Source organism: Acinetobacter higginsii (genome assembly GCF_000369525.1).
GTDB lineage: Bacteria > Pseudomonadota > Gammaproteobacteria > Pseudomonadales > Moraxellaceae > Acinetobacter > Acinetobacter higginsii.
In genome coordinates, this window is sequence record NZ_KB850072.1 from 232,556 (window position 1) to 250,567 (window position 18,012).

15 protein-coding genes are annotated in these 18,012 nt (G+C 42.2%); 9 read left to right on the top strand and 6 right to left on the bottom strand.

The annotated features are described in order from the left end of the window. The first annotated feature begins 127 nt into the window (after positions 1-127). The 5 genes from thiE to rapA all read left to right on the top strand — a co-directional run bounded on the left by thiE (position 128) and on the right by rapA (position 6,632). Positions 128-739 carry a thiamine phosphate synthase gene (thiE, locus tag F902_RS07135; protein ID WP_017402408.1) on the top strand — a complete coding sequence of 204 codons (612 nt, stop codon included), beginning with the start codon at positions 128-130 and terminating at the stop codon, positions 737-739. 82 nt (positions 740-821) lie between these two features. Further along, positions 822-2,120: a glutamate-1-semialdehyde 2,1-aminomutase gene (gene hemL, locus F902_RS07140; protein ID WP_005202293.1), complete on the top strand. Its 1,299-nt coding sequence runs from the start codon at positions 822-824 to the stop codon at positions 2,118-2,120. A gap of 326 nt (positions 2,121-2,446) precedes the next feature. Then, positions 2,447-2,863 (top strand): GlcG/HbpS family heme-binding protein, encoded by a 417-nt coding sequence (locus F902_RS07145; RefSeq protein WP_005202294.1) that lies wholly within the window; start codon positions 2,447-2,449, stop codon positions 2,861-2,863. A 142-nt stretch (positions 2,864-3,005) separates the two neighbouring features. Further along, on the top strand, positions 3,006-3,650 hold the full coding sequence (locus F902_RS07150) for an RluA family pseudouridine synthase (protein WP_171061135.1): 645 nt from the start codon (positions 3,006-3,008) through the stop codon (positions 3,648-3,650). A gap of 144 nt (positions 3,651-3,794) precedes the next feature. Then, a complete protein-coding gene (rapA, locus tag F902_RS07155; RefSeq protein ID WP_005202297.1) occupies positions 3,795-6,632 on the top strand; it encodes an RNA polymerase-associated protein RapA in 2,838 nt (945 codons plus the stop codon). Between the two features lie 56 nt (positions 6,633-6,688). On the opposite strand, the gene dps is transcribed toward rapA, so the two are convergent. From dps to fabR, 3 genes are all read right to left on the bottom strand, one after another. Continuing rightward, on the bottom strand, positions 6,689-7,183 hold the full coding sequence (dps, locus tag F902_RS07160; RefSeq protein ID WP_004801316.1) for a DNA starvation/stationary phase protection protein Dps: 495 nt from the start codon (positions 7,181-7,183) through the stop codon (positions 6,689-6,691). A gap of 217 nt (positions 7,184-7,400) precedes the next feature. After that, positions 7,401-8,417, bottom strand: coding sequence for an AI-2E family transporter (locus F902_RS07165; RefSeq protein WP_005202300.1), 1,017 nt, complete (start codon positions 8,415-8,417; stop codon positions 7,401-7,403). An 86-nt stretch (positions 8,418-8,503) separates the two neighbouring features. Beyond that, positions 8,504-9,199, bottom strand: a complete 696-nt coding sequence (fabR, locus tag F902_RS07170; protein ID WP_005202301.1) for an HTH-type transcriptional repressor FabR — start codon at positions 9,197-9,199, stop codon at positions 8,504-8,506. Between the two features lie 140 nt (positions 9,200-9,339). Here fabR and F902_RS07175 point away from each other — a divergent pair, with 140 nt between their 5' ends. Next, positions 9,340-10,407, top strand: a complete 1,068-nt coding sequence (locus tag F902_RS07175) for a ferredoxin reductase (RefSeq protein ID WP_005202304.1) — start codon at positions 9,340-9,342, stop codon at positions 10,405-10,407. A gap of 14 nt (positions 10,408-10,421) precedes the next feature. Beyond that, positions 10,422-11,516: a fatty acid desaturase family protein gene (locus F902_RS07180; protein WP_004801310.1), complete on the top strand. Its 1,095-nt coding sequence runs from the start codon at positions 10,422-10,424 to the stop codon at positions 11,514-11,516. Positions 11,517-11,568: 52 nt separating this feature from the next. Here F902_RS07180 and F902_RS07185 read toward each other — a convergent pair whose 3' ends face one another. Continuing rightward, positions 11,569-12,036, bottom strand: coding sequence for a hotdog fold domain-containing protein (locus F902_RS07185; RefSeq protein WP_005202306.1), 468 nt, complete (start codon positions 12,034-12,036; stop codon positions 11,569-11,571). Between the two features lie 111 nt (positions 12,037-12,147). Here F902_RS07185 and F902_RS07190 point away from each other — a divergent pair, with 111 nt between their 5' ends. Both F902_RS07190 and F902_RS07195 read left to right on the top strand, forming a co-directional pair. Continuing rightward, positions 12,148-12,777, top strand: coding sequence for a TetR/AcrR family transcriptional regulator (locus F902_RS07190; RefSeq protein WP_017402411.1), 630 nt, complete (start codon positions 12,148-12,150; stop codon positions 12,775-12,777). Between the two features lie 29 nt (positions 12,778-12,806). Beyond that, the gene (locus F902_RS07195) at positions 12,807-13,268 is read left to right on the top strand and encodes a GFA family protein (protein ID WP_005202309.1); all 462 of its coding nucleotides are present in this window, start codon (positions 12,807-12,809) and stop codon (positions 13,266-13,268) included. A gap of 32 nt (positions 13,269-13,300) precedes the next feature. On the opposite strand, the gene F902_RS07200 is transcribed toward F902_RS07195, so the two are convergent. Both F902_RS07200 and F902_RS07205 read right to left on the bottom strand, forming a co-directional pair. Continuing rightward, entirely contained in the window at positions 13,301-15,460 is a 2,160-nt protein-coding gene (locus F902_RS07200; RefSeq protein WP_005202311.1) for a TonB-dependent receptor family protein, read from the bottom strand. 257 nt (positions 15,461-15,717) lie between these two features. Continuing rightward, positions 15,718-17,931, bottom strand: coding sequence for a TonB-dependent receptor family protein (locus F902_RS07205; protein WP_005202313.1), 2,214 nt, complete (start codon positions 17,929-17,931; stop codon positions 15,718-15,720). Positions 17,932-18,012 lie beyond the last annotated feature (81 nt).

Here is an 18,012-nt window from a genome sequence, read left to right on the forward strand (position 1 = left end):
TTTAGCAGCTTTTTTATTTGCTCTGATTTGCATCGGTTAATGATGTAAATACACTCACTATCTTTAATTTTCAAACAAGAAAATATACCCTGAGGCTAATGTAATTATAGTGAATAGTGAAACGTTCATGCGCGGTCTTTATCTCATCACCAATGATGATCCAATCCAATTATTATTAGAAAAATTAGATGTGGCTCTAGCAACAGGACAGGTTGCGATTCTGCAATATCGTCGTAAGAAAGTCGCAAAAGCAGATCAGCCAAGTGAAGTCGAGCAGATCAAAGCACTCTGTGAAAAGCATCAAGTCCCATTTGTCATTAATGATGATTTAGCACTGGCGGAACAATTTGGTTTAGGTGTGCATCTTGGACAATCTGATGGTGAAATAAGTGATGCGGCTGCACGCTTACCCCAAGGTGTGATTATTGGTCGTACCTGCTTAAATTCACTGGAATTGGCTGAAAAGGCGATTGCTGATGGTGCAACTTATGTGGCCTTTGGTGCAGTCTATGCAACCTCAACTAAACCTGAAGCGGGTAATGTTGGGATTGAAGTCATCAAACAGGCGAAACAAAAGTTTGCTGTGCCGATTTGTGCGATTGGTGGTCTGACGGTTGAAAATTCTCAAGTGGTGATTGAGGCTGGGGCGAGCCTTTGTGCCGTAATTAGTGATATATTAGGACGATCAACAGCCGAAATTCCTGCTCGTGTAAATGCATGGGCAACGTTATTTGACTAATTATATGTATCCGCTTCGCGGAACTTTTATTGTTTCTCGGAACCACAGCGTTCCTCGTCCTCGATTCTAGGTTGAGTCTTTTATGAGCTTATCTCCAAAGCAAGAACAGCTATTTAAACAAGCAAATAAACATATTCCAGGTGGCGTAAATTCACCTGTACGTGCATTTAACGGTGTTGGTGGTACGCCTGTCTTTATCGAAAAGGCAAAAGGGGCGTACTTGTGGGATGTCGATGGTAAGCGTTATGTGGACTATGTCGGTTCATGGGGACCAATGATTTTAGGTCATGCACATCCTGATATTATTCAAGCGGTACAGACTGCTGCGGAAGATGGCCTAAGTTTTGGTGCGCCAACGGTCTATGAAACCACTTTGGCAGACACCATTTGCGAGATCATGCCTTCAATTGAATTGGTACGTATGACCAGCTCAGGTACAGAAGCAACCATGACCGCGATTCGTCTGGCACGTGGTTATACCGGTCGTGACAAGATTGTGAAATTTGAAGGCTGCTACCACGGCCATTCAGACTCATTATTGGTAAAAGCTGGGTCAGGGTTATTGACGCTTGGTGAAGGTGAGCCAACTTCAAAAGGTGTACCAGCTGATTTTGCTAAACATACCTTAACGCTCCCGTATAACAATATTGAGGCATTGAAAGAATGCTTTAGCAAGTTTGGTCATGAGATTGCGGGTGTCATCATTGAACCTGTTGCCGGCAACATGAATCTAGTGACGCCAATCGATGGTTTCTTGCAAGCGATTCGTGATGTCTGTGATGAATACAAATCTGTCTTTATCATTGATGAAGTAATGACAGGTTTCCGTGTTGCTTTAGGCGGTGCACAATCGGTCTATAAGGTTAAACCTGATTTGACCACGTTGGGTAAAATCATTGGTGCGGGCTTACCGGTTGGTGCTTTTGGTGGTAAACGTGAAATCATGGAATGCATCGCACCTTTAGGTGGTGTTTATCAAGCAGGGACATTGTCAGGGAATCCATTGGCAATGCGTGCAGGTATTGCGATGTTCAAGCATCTGCGTGAACCAGAGTTTTATGACAAGCTGGCTGCACAGCTCGCCAAATTACTTGCGGGCTTACAGGCTGCGGCAGATGAAGCGGGTATTCCATTTAAAACCCAGCAAGTGGGTGGCATGTTCGGCTTGTATTTCACCGATCAAGAGGACATTACCAGCTTTGATTCAATGTTAGCCTGTGATGTTGAAGCATTTAAGAAATTCTTCCACGGTATGTTAAAGCGTGGTGTCTATCTTGCTCCATCTGCATTTGAAGCCGGATTTATCTCGTCTATGCATTCAGATCAAGATATTGCAGAGACCATTCAGGCAGCAAAAGAAACATTTGCAGAAATGAAATAACGCTGTGATGCATACAGAAGCCCGATTTGTTCGGGCTTTTTTATGGGCGCATTTTACTTGAGCTAAATAGAGAGCTTAACTGGTTTAAAAATAATAGATGATCGTAACGGAATCTTAGCGAGTTCCCAACTGTTCGTATGATAAACCGCAGCGACGAAGCGCAAAGATAAACAATCTTTACTGTACCGCAAGGTGAAATAATGCTTGAATAGTAAACTATATTTGCGTTGGTCTTAGGCTGTGCTTTGGGCTTACGTAAGCTGTGGATTGCAGTTGTATCATATCTAAAAGCTTTTTATAAGAAACCCATAGGAATGGAGTAAAACATGAAAACTAAACATTATTTAACGTCCGCTGATGTGGAAATTTTAGTTGACGCAGCATTGCAATATGCAACAGCGCACAGCTTTAATGTCAGCATTGCAGTTGTCGATGACGGTGGAACCTTATTAATGATGAAGCGTATGGATGGCGCATCGGTATTATCGACACAGATTTGCCAAGAAAAAGCACAATCTGCTGCGGTCAGCCGAAGAACCACCAAAGCATCCGAAGATATGATCCGTGATGGTAAGATCGGCTTTTTAACGATCAATGCAGCAAAAGGCATGTTAGAAGGTGGTGAGCCGATTGTTTATCAAGGGCAGGTTGTTGGAGCTGTGGGGGTGTCGGGTGTACAATCTTTTCAAGATGCAGAAATTGCTCAACATGCGATTCAACAATTTCTAGAGCAACAGACCTAAATCATCATTTAACTTCGATTCTGGATGAAATATCGAGAGAAACACGAAAAAAAATAGTAAAAATACGTGTCATGCATTGTAATTCAGCGCCAAGCTTTTTATGATTGCCCGCTTGTTTTCATCCAGTCGTTGGAAGGCTACCTTGAATGATTTTCTAAGTGAACATTTGATTCATCGTGATGAAGATTTTATGGTCATCCATAAACCTGCAGGCTTACTTACTGTGCCGGGGAAAACACCTGATTTACAAGATTGTTTAATCAATCGTTTATTAGAATTAGAACCAAAAACTTTACTGATTCATCGTTTAGATCGCGATACCTCTGGCATCTTGGTGTTTGGTTTATCCAAATTTGGACAAAGCAATATTTCGCGTCAATTTCAAGATCGTCAAACCTCAAAAATTTATCAGGCTTTGGTTGCAGGACATTTAGAAGGTCAGGGCACCGTCGATATTCCTGTGATCTATGACCCAAGCCGTCCACCCTTGCATATTGTGGATGCCTCTTATCACAAGCCGGCATTAACTGAATGGCAAGCGATCGAACATTTAGAAATTCAAGGACAAGCTGTAACTCGAGTTCAATTGATTCCGATTACAGGGCGTTCACATCAGCTTCGTGTGCATATGCAATATTTAGGTCATCCGATTCTAGGCGATACCTTATATGCCACGCCAGAACAGCAACAGCTTTATGCGCGTTTGTGTTTACATGCAACGCAATTGAGCTTTGCGCATCCTAAAACAGGCGCACAACTCAGCTTTGATTGTGCAGTGCCGTTTTAGTCTAAAAACTTTTTTATGAAACACGATGTGATGCACGCTATTTGATTGCGCTTTGTGTCAAAATACATCGTTGAAAACTACATAAAATGCCTTAACTTTTATTTGGGTCAGGGCATAAAATATGTAGGCTAACTTGAGATAAAGGTGGAAAAATTGCAGCAGTTTGCTATTGGTCAACGTTGGTTATCAGATACTGAAACTGAACTCGGTTTAGGGGTTCTTATTGATGTAGATGAACGTTCTATCAGCATTTTATTCCCTAAAAGTGATGAAACTCGTGTCTATGCACGTAACAATGCGCCTTTATCTCGCATCATCTTTAATGTTAATGATGAAGTACAAGACCAAGAAGGCATTAAGTGGACTGTTGAGTCGATTGAAGATCGTCATGGCGTACTGCGTTATGATGTGGTCCGTAGCCTTGAAAATGGCGAACAAGAACGTAAGTCACTGAATGAAACCCGTATCGGTGCGCAGATTCAGTTGTCAAAACCTTTAGAGCGTCTGTTAGCCAGTCAAGTTGATTATAAAGAATGGTATGACCTACGTATTGAAGCGATGTTGTTGCAAGCGCAAATGCACACTAGCCCTTTACGTGGTTTTCTTGGTGCGCGTGTAGGCTTGATTCCACACCAGCTTTATATTGCACATGAAGTGGGTAAGCGTTTTGCTCCGCGTGTTTTATTGGCCGATGAAGTTGGCTTGGGCAAAACCATTGAAGCAGGTTTAATCATTCATCAACAACTTAAAACAGGTCGTTCAGAACGCATCCTGATTTTAGTCCCTGATTCATTGCAATATCAGTGGATGATTGAAATGCGCCGCCGTTTCAATTTGCAATTCTCTCTGTTCGACTTAACTCGTACTGCTTCGATTAAAGAACATGATCCTGATCTGAATCCATTCTTGACTGAGCAATGCATTATTGCCAGCGTCGACCTGATGGTTGACCACGATGACTTGCGTGAGCAGGCTATGGAAGCAGGTTTTGATCTATTGGTGGTCGATGAAGCCCATCATTTGATGTGGAGTGAAGAAGAGGGTGGCAATGATCGTTATGATCTTGTTGAAGAGTTGGCTGAACAAACAGCAGGTGTGTTACTGCTCACAGCAACACCTGAGCAATTAGGCGTTGAAAGCCATTTTGCCCGTCTTCGTTTACTCGATCCGCAACGTTTCAGCAGTCTAGATCGTTTTCTTGATGAAGAAGAACAATATCAACATACTGCAAAAATTGCAGAAGTGTTGATGTCTGACCAAGCATTAACAGAAGAGCATCTTGCTGCACTGGACGGTTTATTGGGTCATCGTATTGATGATCAGCCTGAACAGCGTATGCGTGCGATTCATGAATTATTAGACCGTCACGGCACAGGTCGTATCCTGTTCCGTAACACCCGTGAAGCGATTCAAGGCTTCCCAGGTCGTGATTGCCAGCCAGCACCTTTACCAGCACCAGAAGACTGGTCATTTGATGGCAAAATGCGTGAGCAAATGTGGCCTGAAGAAGGTCAATTGGATGGCGCATGGATGGAAAATGATCCGCGTGTGCCTTGGTTGATGGAAGTGCTGCGTAAAGAATTAAAGCACAAAAAAGTGTTATTGATCGCGCGTAGCGGGCCAGTGGTAGAAGCATTGGAAAATGTTCTACGTTTACATGCCGGTATTCGTACTGCCATGTTCCATGAGGGCATGAGTCTATTAGAGCGTGACCAAGCTGCGGCATATTTTGCAGAAGACAGTTATGGCGCTCAAATCCTGTTGTGTTCGGAAATTGGTTCAGAAGGGCGTAACTTCCAGTTTGCCAGTGATTTGATCTTATTTGATCTGCCTGCAAATCCTGACGTATTGGAACAACGTATTGGTCGTCTGGACCGTATTGGTCAGGAAAACCGTATTCAAATCCATGTGCCGTATCTGATGGGTACAGCACAAGAACGTATGTTCCGTTGGTATAACGAAGCGCTCAATATTTTCAGCAGTATTTCTCCAACGGCACAAACGTTACAAGAGAATTTTATTGTTGAATTGAAAGATTGCTTATTGGCCGATCAAGGTCAGACGTTTGAAGATTTACTTGAAGAAGTGAATGTACAGCGTCAAGCCTTGGAAGCTGAATTACAGGCTGGTCGTGATCGTTTGCTTGAGTACAACTCTTGTCGTCCAGTGGTTGCACAAGGCATTGTACAAGCACTTGAAGATTATGATGACAACACCACTTTGCCAATGTTCGTGAAGCGTTTCATGTCATCAACCAATATTGATTTTGATGAGCAAAGCAATGGTACCGTGATCATCAAGCCGACTGATCAAATGCAAGTTCAAGGAATCACCTTGGATGAAGAAGGCATGACTGCGACCTTCTATCGTGATCAGGCACAAATCCGTGAAGATGCACAATATTTGACTTTGGAACATCCGTTCATTGAAAGTGTGATGGAAATGATCCGCACACAATCATTCGGTAGTACCAATGTAGCCTTATTGAAGTCGAATGCTTTGAAACAAGGTTCAGTCTTGTTGGAAGTGTGGTTTAAGGTTGATGTAGTTGCGCCGAAGGCATTGAACTTGCCATCAAGTTTGCCGAAACAATTGATTCGTGTATTGCTCAGTGAAAATGGTCAGGACTTGTCTGCCAAGATTGACCCAAGCATTTTACGTCCATATCTGCATCACCTAGATGGCAATAGTTGCCGTCAAGTGGTGAAAGCACGCCGTGAAGTGATTGAGTCACGTTATGTGCAAGCTTTAGAGATTGCCAAGGGATCATTGCCTGAATTAATGCAACAGGCTAAAGAGCACTACAGTGGTAAATGGCAATATGAAATTGACCGTTTAAGTTATCTCAAGCAATTCAATCCAAGTATTCGCCAAGATGAAATCGAGCGCTTACAGAAATTCCAGAAAGAAGGTTTAGGCCTCTTAGATGGTTTGTCGGTAACACCAGAAGCGATTCAGGTCTTGGTTGTGGTTAAGCCTTAATTTAAGCGACAATAAAAAAGAGGACAATGAAGGTCCTCTTTTTTTTATCTATTGATTTAGTGATCAATATTGGCTTCCAAGAACCATAAATATTGATCCAGATCTTCGAGTGCAGCATGGATAATATCTTCGGAAATCGGATCTTGAATTTCATCAATGGTATCGCGCAAATGGTTGGCAACCACACCATAACGATCTGCCAGTTCTTTTAAGTGGTCTTGTACCGCGTGAATCGCCACAGGATATGGCTTGAGGTGTGATGTTTCTGCAACGGTCTGCGTTGTTCCTAATGCGGTTCCACCGATCTGTACCGCACGCTCTGCGACATTGTCCAAATGGGTGATCAATGAAGTGCGGAAGGTATCTAACATTTCATGCACTGCAATAAAGTTGCTACCCCGCATGTTCCAGTGCGCCTGCTTGGTTAATAAGGACAGATCAATCAGGTTGGCAAGGATTTGATTTAAGATTTTTACCGTGGACTCTTTAATTGAGTCATCTAAATTATTACGTGTATATACTTTTAAAGCTTTCGCTGTTGAAGAATTCATAGTTACCTCATTCAATTATAATGTGATGAAACATCGTAAATAAAAACCATTCATTTCTTGGCTAGCTTATCGCTTGAATTGGGGCTTGAGTGTTTTTGTTTTCTAGGCTTTTGTAAGTTTGCTTATCATCAATTTTGTTTTTGATTTTATTGGTTTTGATTCAGATGGAATGATGCTTCCATCTGTTAGACTTCTTTTCGAATTGTTAAAAAATAGCTTAAATCAGCCCTGCATCTTTACATTCCAGTTTGATATAGGCATAGAAAATAGGCGCAACAATCAGACCGCTGAGTCCAAAAATCGACTCGAAAATGAGCATCGCCAATAATACCTCCCATGCACTGGCATTGATTTTGGTGCCAATGATTTTAGCATTGACGAAGTATTCCAGCTTATGAATGATCACGAGATAGGCCAATGCGATTGCCGCCACAGACAAGGATATGGTCAAGCCCGCCATAATGATCAAGGTATTTGAAATCAGATTACCAATAATCGGCAGTAGACCAAAAATAAAGGTCAGAATGGTCAGGGTCTTGGCAAAAGGTAAATGGATATTAAAGATCGGCAGAACGATAAAGACAAAGATCATAAATAATGCGGTATTGATCAGCGAAATTTTCACTTGCGCAAAGACCACATTTTTAAACGAAACGGAAAGCTTCTGAATACGATGCAGCACAGCCGCTTTAAACGCAGGTTGTGGCGCATGTTGTTTAAAATTCTGGATCGACACCAAAATCCCGACAATCAGACCAATCACCATCGTCGCCAAATTATGCAGAATATCGGTCCCTGTATTTTTGACGATCGAAATATTATTTTTGATAAAAGACAGGATCTGGTTCTTGATATCTGCCACGCTATGCGGCAAATAACCTGGCAGGTAATGACTCATTTCCTCTTGGAATTTAATCAGTGTTTGATCGATCTTAAAGTTAAAAGAATTTAGTCCAGTCCCTTTTAAATCATAGATCACAAAGCTGATCAGACTGGTAATAAAAAAGCCAATCAGGAACGTGGTTAGAATACCCAGAATAATACTGATAAAGATACGTGCGCGTTGACCATCAATATGTTTTTCAACAATCGAACTTAAACTGTTAATAATTTCAAAGACCAGAAAACCTGCAAAAAAACTCGGAAGTAAATGCAGGGGAATGACCATCATTAAAAACAAAGCCATCAGGATAAAGCTGGCGATGATACTTTGACGGTCACTGAGTAGATTCATGATCTAGATGCCTAGTTTAAGTTGTTGTTATGTTAAAGAACAAACATATGATTTTGATGACATCTATCCTATTGCGCTGCGAACAATTAATCAATTTCCATTTCATTGATATGACGCGCGCCTTCTAAAATCATACGAATCATGACCATGGTTTGCTCTGCCACTTCAGTCCGTTGTTCCGCAGGCAGATCCAGCACTTTTGCGCCCATATTGAACACCAATTGGGTGATGGCTTTGGCTGCAAGATCAGCATGACTGAGCTTACTGTTATTTAAACGCTCTAAACGAATCAGGTCTTCTTGAAGCTCTTGCTGAAAGAAGTTGAGTTGACGGTCAACTGCTGCCTTATATGAGGTCGAGCCGGTATAACCTTCACGTAATAACAAACTCAGGTTGCCTTCATCGGTATTCAATTGTTGAATAAACACTTCAACCGAACTGCGGATAATGCTTTGCTGCTTTGAGGCCTGTAAACGTGCTTCACGAATAATACGGCGCAGTACCAAACCCGATTGATCAATCAATGCAATTGCCAGTTCATCAATATCTTTGAAATGACGATAGAAACTATTTGGTGCAATACCTGCTTCGCGTGCAATTTCACGTAAGCTGAGCGAGGCGATACTTTTTTGCGGGCCAATCAAGTTGAGTGTGGCTTGAAACAACTCTTCTTTGGTAATGGTTGCTTTTCTACCTACTGAGCGCACAGGAGATTTCATAGGAATGACATCTTGTTCGTTTAAGTTGTCATGACCGAGCGGTAAAAAAGAAGAATGAACCATTGTTTTCAATATATAAGTAAGCTAATCGGGATTATAGCGATTGTCAGTGGACTTGTGAAATGTAAATTCTTATACGAGTGTATATACAAATATATATACATATGTATAATAATTAGCAAACAACCAGAGTAAACCTGCTCATGCAAGCAATTGAAAAGAGAAATTCTCTATTTAATTCGTTGGCTCACAGTGTGATGAACAGCCATGATGCCAATTTTTGGTTACAGAAAATCAATCCATTGTGGTCCATTAATCAGTCTCTAGCCAAAATCGTAAAAAAACAAATCGTGGCAAAAGACACCGTCAGTCTTATTTTGCAATGCAACCGACATGTTGCTCGTGGTGTTGCTGGACAGCATCATCCTGTGACGGTTGATATTGCTGGTCGCCACTACGAGCGTACCTATAGCTTGATGCAGGTGGATGCCGATCATCTCTGTTTAACCGTAAAAAAAGTGGATCAAGGCCTAGTCAGTTCTTGGTTGGTTGAGGGTAGCCAAACCGGGGATATCTTACGTTTAGGACAGCCTTATGGTGAGATGCAGCAGACCGTTGCAACACCACATTTAGTATTGCTGGCAGCGGGGAGTGGTATCACCCCGATGCTGAGTTTGATTGAAGCGTTATGTCAGTCAAAACAATTGGATACAACATCCGTCCAATTGATGTATTGGGTCAAAACCTATGCTGATGCAGCTTATGCAGAATATTTGAAAGAAGTATCTGAAAATTTTTCAAATTTTAGTGCCCAAATTTTTTATACCCAAGAACAAGATCAACGTTTGAATCAAAGTCATGTTGATCAAATTCGTGATTTAGCTGAAACCACAGTCTATGCCTGTGGACCATCGGGTTTTGCGGCAACAGCAGAACGTTTGTTCCAAGACGCTGCAGCCTTACAAACAGAAGCTTTTAGCTTGAGTCAATTTGATGTAGATGCGACGGACACGGGCTTTGTGAATGTCACGTTGACGCAATCCAATAAGACCATTGCCATTCCTAAAGGCCAATCGATTCTGTCTAGCTTAGAACATCAAGGCATCAAGCCAAATCATGGTTGCCGTATGGGGATTTGTAATAAATGTGCCTGTAATAAAGCACAAGGCGCAACCAAAAATTTATTGAATGGTGCCGCCAATAATGAACCAACACAGCTATTAAAAATTTGTGTCAATTCAGCCCAGTCTGATCTTGTGATTGATCTATAAGAGAGTAATTGATTATGAACATGCCTGTTAAGATGGAATTTTTTAAAAATCCCAAAAATCGTGATTTAACTGCTGCAGAATTAGATGCTTTTGCTCGTGAACTCGATCAAATCAAACAAGAAGTATTAGACGATTTAGGCGAGAAAGATGCCAAATATATCCGCCGTGTCTATTCCACCATTCGATATAGCAGTTTGGCTGGACGTGCCTGTTTATTTCTAGGCTGGTTTCCTCCAGCATGGTTACTTGGAACAGGCTTACTCGGTTTCGCCAAAATCATGGAAAATATGGAGTTGGGCCACAATGTCATGCACGGTCAGTATGACTGGATGAATGATCCGAAGTTTAATGGTCAAACCTATGAATGGGATACGGTGGGAACCTCGGATAACTGGCGTCAAACCCATAACTATAAACATCATACCTATACCAATGTAAAAGGCATGGATGATGATGTCGGTTATGGCGTATTCCGTTTGTTCCCTGAACAGCGCTGGTCAAAGTTCACTTTAATTCAGCCGATCTATATTGTGCCATTTAGCCTGTTATTCCAATGGGGGGTCGCAGTTCAAAATCTTGAATTGGGTAAGGTGCTGTATAAGCGTAAAACCATGGCACAATTCAAACGCGAATGGCAGCCTGCGCAAAAGAAAATCCTCAAGCAAATGTTTAAGGACTATGTGTTCTTTCCATTGATTGCGGGACCTGCAGCGATTCCGGTATTTACTGGTAACTTGGTGGCGAACGGGATTCGCAATGTCTGGACATTCAGTATTATTTTCTGTGGTCACTTTACCAAAGATGTTGAAGTATTCCCAAAAGCCGTATTGCAAGATGAAAGCCGTGGTCACTGGTATATGCGTCAGATCCGTGGTTCATCCAATCTGACTGGTTCAGAAGCCTTTCATATCTTAACGGGACATTTGAGTCATCAAATTGAGCATCATTTATTCCCTGATATTCCTGCACGTCGCTATCGTCAAGTTGCACCGAAAGTACAGGCGGTGTGTGAGAAATATGGCCTGCATTATAACAATGCCAGCTTTGTGAAGCAGTTTGGTGAAGTGGTTGGGCGTATTTTTAAATATGCACTGCCTTTTAAAAAGTAAGCCGTAACACCTAGAAAAGCCCTGTATGCATATGCTTCAGGGCTTTTTTATTTTATTTCTTCTTTTTGGAAATCCACATGGTAATGGTGGCATGGAATACTTTTTCATGGTGTTGATCGAGTACATCAACATTCACCAGATATTCACCTGCTTTGTCCCAATCGTAATGCTCATCAACAGGGCTAGCAATCGCAATCAGATCAGTTTCAGCCTTCTTTAAATATTCAACCGCCATGCCTTTGGGAATCCAACGATGGGTTGTGGGTACAGTCACTTCAGTCATGGTTCCACCTGCAAGTTCTGCCATGTTACACATCGCGATTGCATGTACCGTACCAATATGATTCAACACGCTCCGTTTTTTCTTGATACTAATTTTGCAGGCCTTAGGTTTAAGTTCTTCAAACAGCGGGGAAATACTACTGAAATACGGCGCTTTAAGGCACAACATTCGGGTGAATGTCCATTTACCTGCAGGTAAGACAGAGACTTTGTTCCATAGATCTAGCGTTGAGGTCATGATGAAGCTTCCTTTAACAGAATTAAATTCTTTTACAGAATATAATTCTGTTTACAAGCTGTGGTCAAGTCATACACAATAGTTCCGATTATTGGTCATTTTGATGAAAGCATGCAGGCAGCTCAGCAATTATTAGAACGTTTATATCCACAACGTAGATCCTTATTAAAACGCCAGATTTTATCGGATGCCTTGTCCTGTTTTCTTGAATATGGTCTGGAAACGACCAGTATCGACATGATTCGAGCGAAGTCAGAGAGCAGTGTCGGTGCGATTTATCATCATTTTAAAAACAAAGAAGGCGTGATTGCAGCACTGGTGTTTGCTGCATTGGATGATCAGGCGCAGCTACGTGATCAGTATTTACAACAAGCAAAAACACTCAAAGAATTGCTCTATGCGCTGATTTATAGTTATACCGACTGGGTTTCTGATCAGCCCAAATTTGCGCAATTTCTTTTGCTCGCTCATCTGAGTGTGCGACAGGGTGAATATCGACAAGTCTTAAATGACAAAAATAAACTCAGAAATCAACACATCATCGCGCATATTTCCAACTATGCCGATGCCAGTTTATTAAAATCAGTGCCAGCAGAGTTGATGATGTCTTTGGTGATCGGTGCCAGTGAAAGTTATTGCCGTGCTTGGTTGTCTGAAAAAGTGTTGACCAGTCCAACGGCTTATCGGGAAATACTGGCACAAGCGGCTTGGGATTCATTACAGCATTTGAGCCAAGCTTAATCAAATAACAACAATAAGGATCATTATTGATGAGAGCAAATCATCAGAAGATACAATTTACAGGGGCTTGTTTGTGTGGGGCGATCAGCTTTCAGTTCCATCTGACAAAAATCAAAATGATGTATCGTTGTTATTGCAGCCTATGCCGCAAGCAGAGTGGAGCTGCATCGAATGCCTCCACCTTTGTGCAGATGGAATCATTTCAATGGCAGCAAGGCGAGCAGTTGATTCAGACTTATATTAAAGATACCGGTTTTAATAGTAGTTTCTGTCGGCAATGTGGATCACCTGTACCGAATGCACTAACGATCAACCCAAAGGTGATGTGGATTCCTTTGGGACTGGTTCAGGAGGATTTTATTGCAGAGCTTGAGTTAAATTTTTGTGCGAACTCCAAAACCAGTTGGGCTGAGACGCATCAAAAACTTACGGAATTTGATGAGTTACCTAATAGCATTGAGTTGACACATTATTTTGAAATCAATCAATAAAAAGCCGAATGCGGACATTCGGCTTTAGGGTATTAGAAATCAAACGAGGTCTGTAAATAGTAGGTACGAGAAGGGCCTGCGTAGATGCCACCCACCTGATCTGCGGAACGGGTGTAATAGTCATGATTGAATAGGTTTTTCACACCTAAGCCAACTTTTAAGCCTGACAGGGAGGTATCGGCAAAGTCATAAGCGGCGCGAACACCAACAATACCGTAACCCGGAATATTGCCATAACGACCCGTACCATCATTGTTATTTCCAGAGGCAGTTTGACGCGACTGTGCATAGAGATTGGTGTTGAAGGTCCATTGATCACGTTTGTAGTCCACACCCGCATTACCAACCCAGTTTGAATAGAAATCCAGTTCATTGCCTGAGTCTTGGCCTGCCGATGCTGTTGCTTTGGTATAGGTGGTATTGGCATACATCGAGACATTGGCTAGGTCATCATTAATTGCACCTAGATTATATTTAAAGCCGAGTTCAGCGCCTTTATGCTTGGTCGCCCCCAGATTTGAATAGGTTTGTGTAGCATCATCACGCTTGAGCTGATCGGCGAAATCAATATAGAACAGGGTAAATTCAAGCGATAAATAATCGTCCAGATAATGTGTGCCGATTTCATAATTATCTGCTTTTTCAGGATTTAAACCGTCCATAGTCAAATAAGCACCTCTGGCATTGGTATTGGCCATTTGACTATATTGCAGTGGAGCAAATGATTTACCGTAGTTGGCAAAAATATTCCATTGATCATTGGCTTTGTACATCACCGCAAAGCTTGGCAGTACAGCGTCATAGGACTTGCTGGCATTCACGCCATTCAGAACTGAATAATCACGGTTTAACTTATACATGTTCTCATTGGTTTTAATTCGCTCAAAACGAATCCCAGGCGTGAAGGACCATGCGCCTAAATCAGTACGGTTATCGACATAGACAGCATGCGCTTCAGTGTCGCCATCCGCTTTGGTCCAGCCATAAAAATCACTTGGGCCTGTGTCACTGTTATAATCGGCGCGCTCAACGGATTCACTGCTCGTTTCCTTTAAATAACGATAACCGACAGACACTTCATTCAGCGTATCGCCGAGCTGAAACGCATGTGAATAACGTGGTTCAATTGCAGTCACTTTATAATCACGTGGGGCAATCTGATAGAGGCTGGAACCGCTGCGCTCTACACCTGCATCACGATAACTATCGAGGTGGTAAGCGAGCACCTCAAAGGCATTGTTGTCTTTTTTATAATTATATTTGAGCGAGATATCATTACGGTTGCCTTCCATATAGTCGTGGTTGCGTAAAGACTGATATGGGTTTTGTGCATACTGTGCAGGGGTTAAACCACCAGGCATATCCACCTTTGCTTCATAACGATGTAGATTCGCTTCAATGCTTGAATAATCATCTAGGGCATAGCTTGCTTTCAAACGCAGATCATTGATGTTTGAATAATCATTTTGATCACGATAACCATCGCCATTCACCCCAGAATAGAGTAAAGCCAGACCGAGGCCATTGTCTAAAGTGGTTCCGACAAACAGGTTTGGATTGACTTTTAAATTGCCATTTTCAGCCACTTCCGTGGTCATACCGACACTGGCTGCAAAATTTTCGGGAATGCTGCGCGTATTAAAATTGATAATCCCACCGACGTTTTGTGGCCCAAAGCGGACAGAGCCAGCACCACGAACCACATCAATCGATTCCATATTGCCCAAGGTGGTTGGGGCCAATGAAAGTTGAGGCTGTCCATAGGGCGCTACAGCTAAAGGGACACCATCGATCATCAGTTGCGAACGAGGTGAAAATCTTGAGGTCAGGCCACGAACACCGATACTTAAAGAGGCATCGCTGCCAGAGGTGCCTGAGTTTTCAGAGACTTGAACACCGGGAACTGTACGCAACGCTTCTTTCACTGAGGTTGTGCCGCGTGCTTCTAAACTTTGTTGATCAACCACAGTACGGGCGCCGGGATGGTTAAGCACTTTTTTGGCATTGGCTTGTTCTAACCAGTTGCCCTCAGCTTGGATGGAAATGGTTGCCAGTGTTTGTGTGGTATTGCTTTGGCTGTCATCTGCAAATGTTGTCGTCGCAACGCAGCTGATTAGTGCTGTGATGGCACAGCTTAGGGTAGAGGGTTTAAATTTGGAGAAATCAAGAGGAGCAGAAATCGAGCATGTCATAAGTGGATTGCCGAACGAAATGAGGTAGAGGAGTTATTTTGCGCTGTTATTCTAATTGATTATAATTCTCATTTGTAGTTATTGTTTAGCTAAACTAATTAAAGTTTCACATAATATATATAATTTTTTTTGTTAAGAGGTGAAATGTTGCAGGGTACACAGAATCGAGGTTTTGATTTCATTTAGATTGTGGCTTATCGGCGATATTCGTTGTGAAAGAGATAAAACGCCGAACTTAAAGGTTCGGCGTTTTATATTTAAAAATCATAGGATGTTTGCAAGAAAAAGGTTCGTGGTTGGCCCACATATTTACCGCCTGTGGAGTCAGAAGAGCGGGTATAGTATTGCTTATCAAACACGTTCTTTACGCCACCAGCGATCTTTAAGCCCTTGAGCTGATTGCTAAAGTCATAGGCGGTACGTACAGCGAAGGTTGAATATCCAGGAATGTCACCCGTGCGGCCATCTGCTGTTTCTTCAGTCTGATAAACATCCCCAGAACCTGGTGCATGTTGTTTGGACTGCGCAAACATGTCCGCATTCACAGACCATTGATCTACATGATAAGCCAGACCTAGATTACCTACATGACGTGAGTAAAAGGGGAGGTCTTTGCCTTCAAACTTACCTGCTTCAGATGTTGCTTTGGTAAAGGTGTAATTCCCGTAAACTTTGAGACCTTCTAGCGCATCAGCAAGTTGACCGAAATCATAGCTGATTCCTGTTTCAACGCCTTTATGACTGGTTGCACCCAAATCGGTCCAAATCCCTGTACCGATATTATCTGGACGTTCTAACATCAATTCTTTATCAAAATCTAAATAGAAAACTGTTAATTCAGCGCTTAGACCATTGCCTAAATATTTAGTTCCGATTTCATAGTTTTTAGATTTTTCAGGATGTAATCCATCCAGCGTCGTTGCAGCAGTATTCACACCACCAACAGACTTAGTCGTAACGAGTTGGTTGTATTGCTGTGGACCAAATGAAACACCAGCATTGGCAAAAATATTCCAGTTCTCATTGGCTTTATACAGCACCGATAAGCTTGGTAAAAACTCGTCAGATTTGATTTTTGGATAAACGGTATTGGTGGCGACACCATTTTGATACGCAGTAAAATCGTTATGAGTATCAATCGATTCAAAACGAACCCCAGGTGTAATCACCCAATTTGCGAGTCCAAAACGGTTGTCGATATAAACTGCATGTGCTTTGGTACCGCCATCACTGGTGGTATTTGCGATACGTTCACCGGGTGTCCCTGTGAGCGTGTTGTAAGAAGCTGTGCGCCCTGAGAACTCAGAGCTTTCTTCCTGTAAATAACGATATCCAACAGTCACTTCATTATCCATACCTGCCCAACTATAGGCGCGTGAATAACGTGGCTCAATCCCAAAATATTTATAATCACGAGGAGAGTTACTGATACGACTGGTGCCATTATTGGCAACGGACTCTAAGTCACTGGTCCGGAAAGAATCAACGTAATAACCCAGTACTTCAAAGTTATTCAATTCATCTTTATGGCTATATTTCACAGAAACATCAGAACGACGGCCTGCGAAATAGTTGCGACTTTGATTGGATTGATAGGCATTGTCTGCAAATTGTGCCGCTGTTAAACCTTCAGGCATCTCGCCACGGCCTTCATAATGATGCAGATTGAATGCAATGGCATCCTGATCAGTCCATTGGTAGGCGGTTTTTAACATGACATCATCAATATCAATTTTATTATTGGCTTCTCGATAAGCATCACCTTTGCTGCCTGAATAAAGCAGAGCCATACCCAAGCCATTGTCGAGTGTGCCACCAATAAACAGATTCGGTGTGTACTTGAGTTGGTCTGTTCCCGTTGCAAACTCAGTGGTTAAGCCAACTGAACCTGAAAATTCTTTGGGGATTGCCCGTGTTGCAAAGTTGATGATGCCACCGACGTTTTGTGGCCCAAAGCGAACTGAACCTGCACCACGCACCACATCGACCGACTCAATATTACCCATTGATACAGGTGCTAATGATAATTGTGGTTGACCATAAGGAGCGAATGAGAGCGGTACACCATCCATAAGTACAGTAGAACGTGGTGATAAGCGTGAGGTAAGACCCCGTACCCCAATATTTAAAGAAACATCACTGCCACCCGTACCGTTGCTGTCTTGAACTTGTACGCCGGGAATTTGTTTTAAAGCATCACGAATTGAGGTGGTGGCAATCTCATCCAAACGTTTGCGGTCAATAATGCTACGTGCGCCTGCATGTTGTTGTACTTTTTCAGCATTGGCATCGTCCAGCCAATTGCCTTGCGCCTGAATTGAAATCGTCGCAAGCGTTTGCGTTTCAGTGGGTTGTGCTTCATCGGCAAAAGCCGCATGAGATATACCACCCAATAAAATAGCAATGGCTAGACTCAGAGAAGAGGGCTGGAATTTGATCAATGATGTCGCTGTATAGGATGCAATTTTCATATCAGGAGGCGAATGCTATAAATTTCCCGAATATTAATCAGTTATTGCACCGAATGAAATAAGAACGATTATCACTTATAA

What these genes read in the sequence shown, in the direction of transcription:
- thiE (WP_017402408.1), top strand. Translation starts at nt 128, where the DNA reads ATGCGCGGTCTTTATCTCATCACCAATGATGATCCAATCCAATTATTA.
- hemL (WP_005202293.1), top strand. Translation starts at nt 822, where the DNA reads ATGAGCTTATCTCCAAAGCAAGAACAGCTATTTAAACAAGCAAATAAA.
- F902_RS07145 (WP_005202294.1), top strand. Translation starts at nt 2,447, where the DNA reads ATGAAAACTAAACATTATTTAACGTCCGCTGATGTGGAAATTTTAGTT.
- dps (WP_004801316.1), bottom strand. Translation starts at nt 7,183, where the DNA reads ATGAATTCTTCAACAGCGAAAGCTTTAAAAGTATATACACGTAATAAT.
- F902_RS07165 (WP_005202300.1), bottom strand. Translation starts at nt 8,417, where the DNA reads ATGAATCTACTCAGTGACCGTCAAAGTATCATCGCCAGCTTTATCCTG.
- fabR (WP_005202301.1), bottom strand. Translation starts at nt 9,199, where the DNA reads ATGGTTCATTCTTCTTTTTTACCGCTCGGTCATGACAACTTAAACGAA.
- F902_RS07175 (WP_005202304.1), top strand. Translation starts at nt 9,340, where the DNA reads ATGCAAGCAATTGAAAAGAGAAATTCTCTATTTAATTCGTTGGCTCAC.
- F902_RS07180 (WP_004801310.1), top strand. Translation starts at nt 10,422, where the DNA reads ATGAACATGCCTGTTAAGATGGAATTTTTTAAAAATCCCAAAAATCGT.
- F902_RS07185 (WP_005202306.1), bottom strand. Translation starts at nt 12,036, where the DNA reads ATGACCTCAACGCTAGATCTATGGAACAAAGTCTCTGTCTTACCTGCA.
- F902_RS07190 (WP_017402411.1), top strand. Translation starts at nt 12,148, where the DNA reads ATGCAGGCAGCTCAGCAATTATTAGAACGTTTATATCCACAACGTAGA.
- F902_RS07195 (WP_005202309.1), top strand. Translation starts at nt 12,807, where the DNA reads ATGAGAGCAAATCATCAGAAGATACAATTTACAGGGGCTTGTTTGTGT.
- F902_RS07200 (WP_005202311.1), bottom strand. Translation starts at nt 15,460, where the DNA reads ATGACATGCTCGATTTCTGCTCCTCTTGATTTCTCCAAATTTAAACCC.
- F902_RS07205 (WP_005202313.1), bottom strand. Translation starts at nt 17,931, where the DNA reads ATGAAAATTGCATCCTATACAGCGACATCATTGATCAAATTCCAGCCC.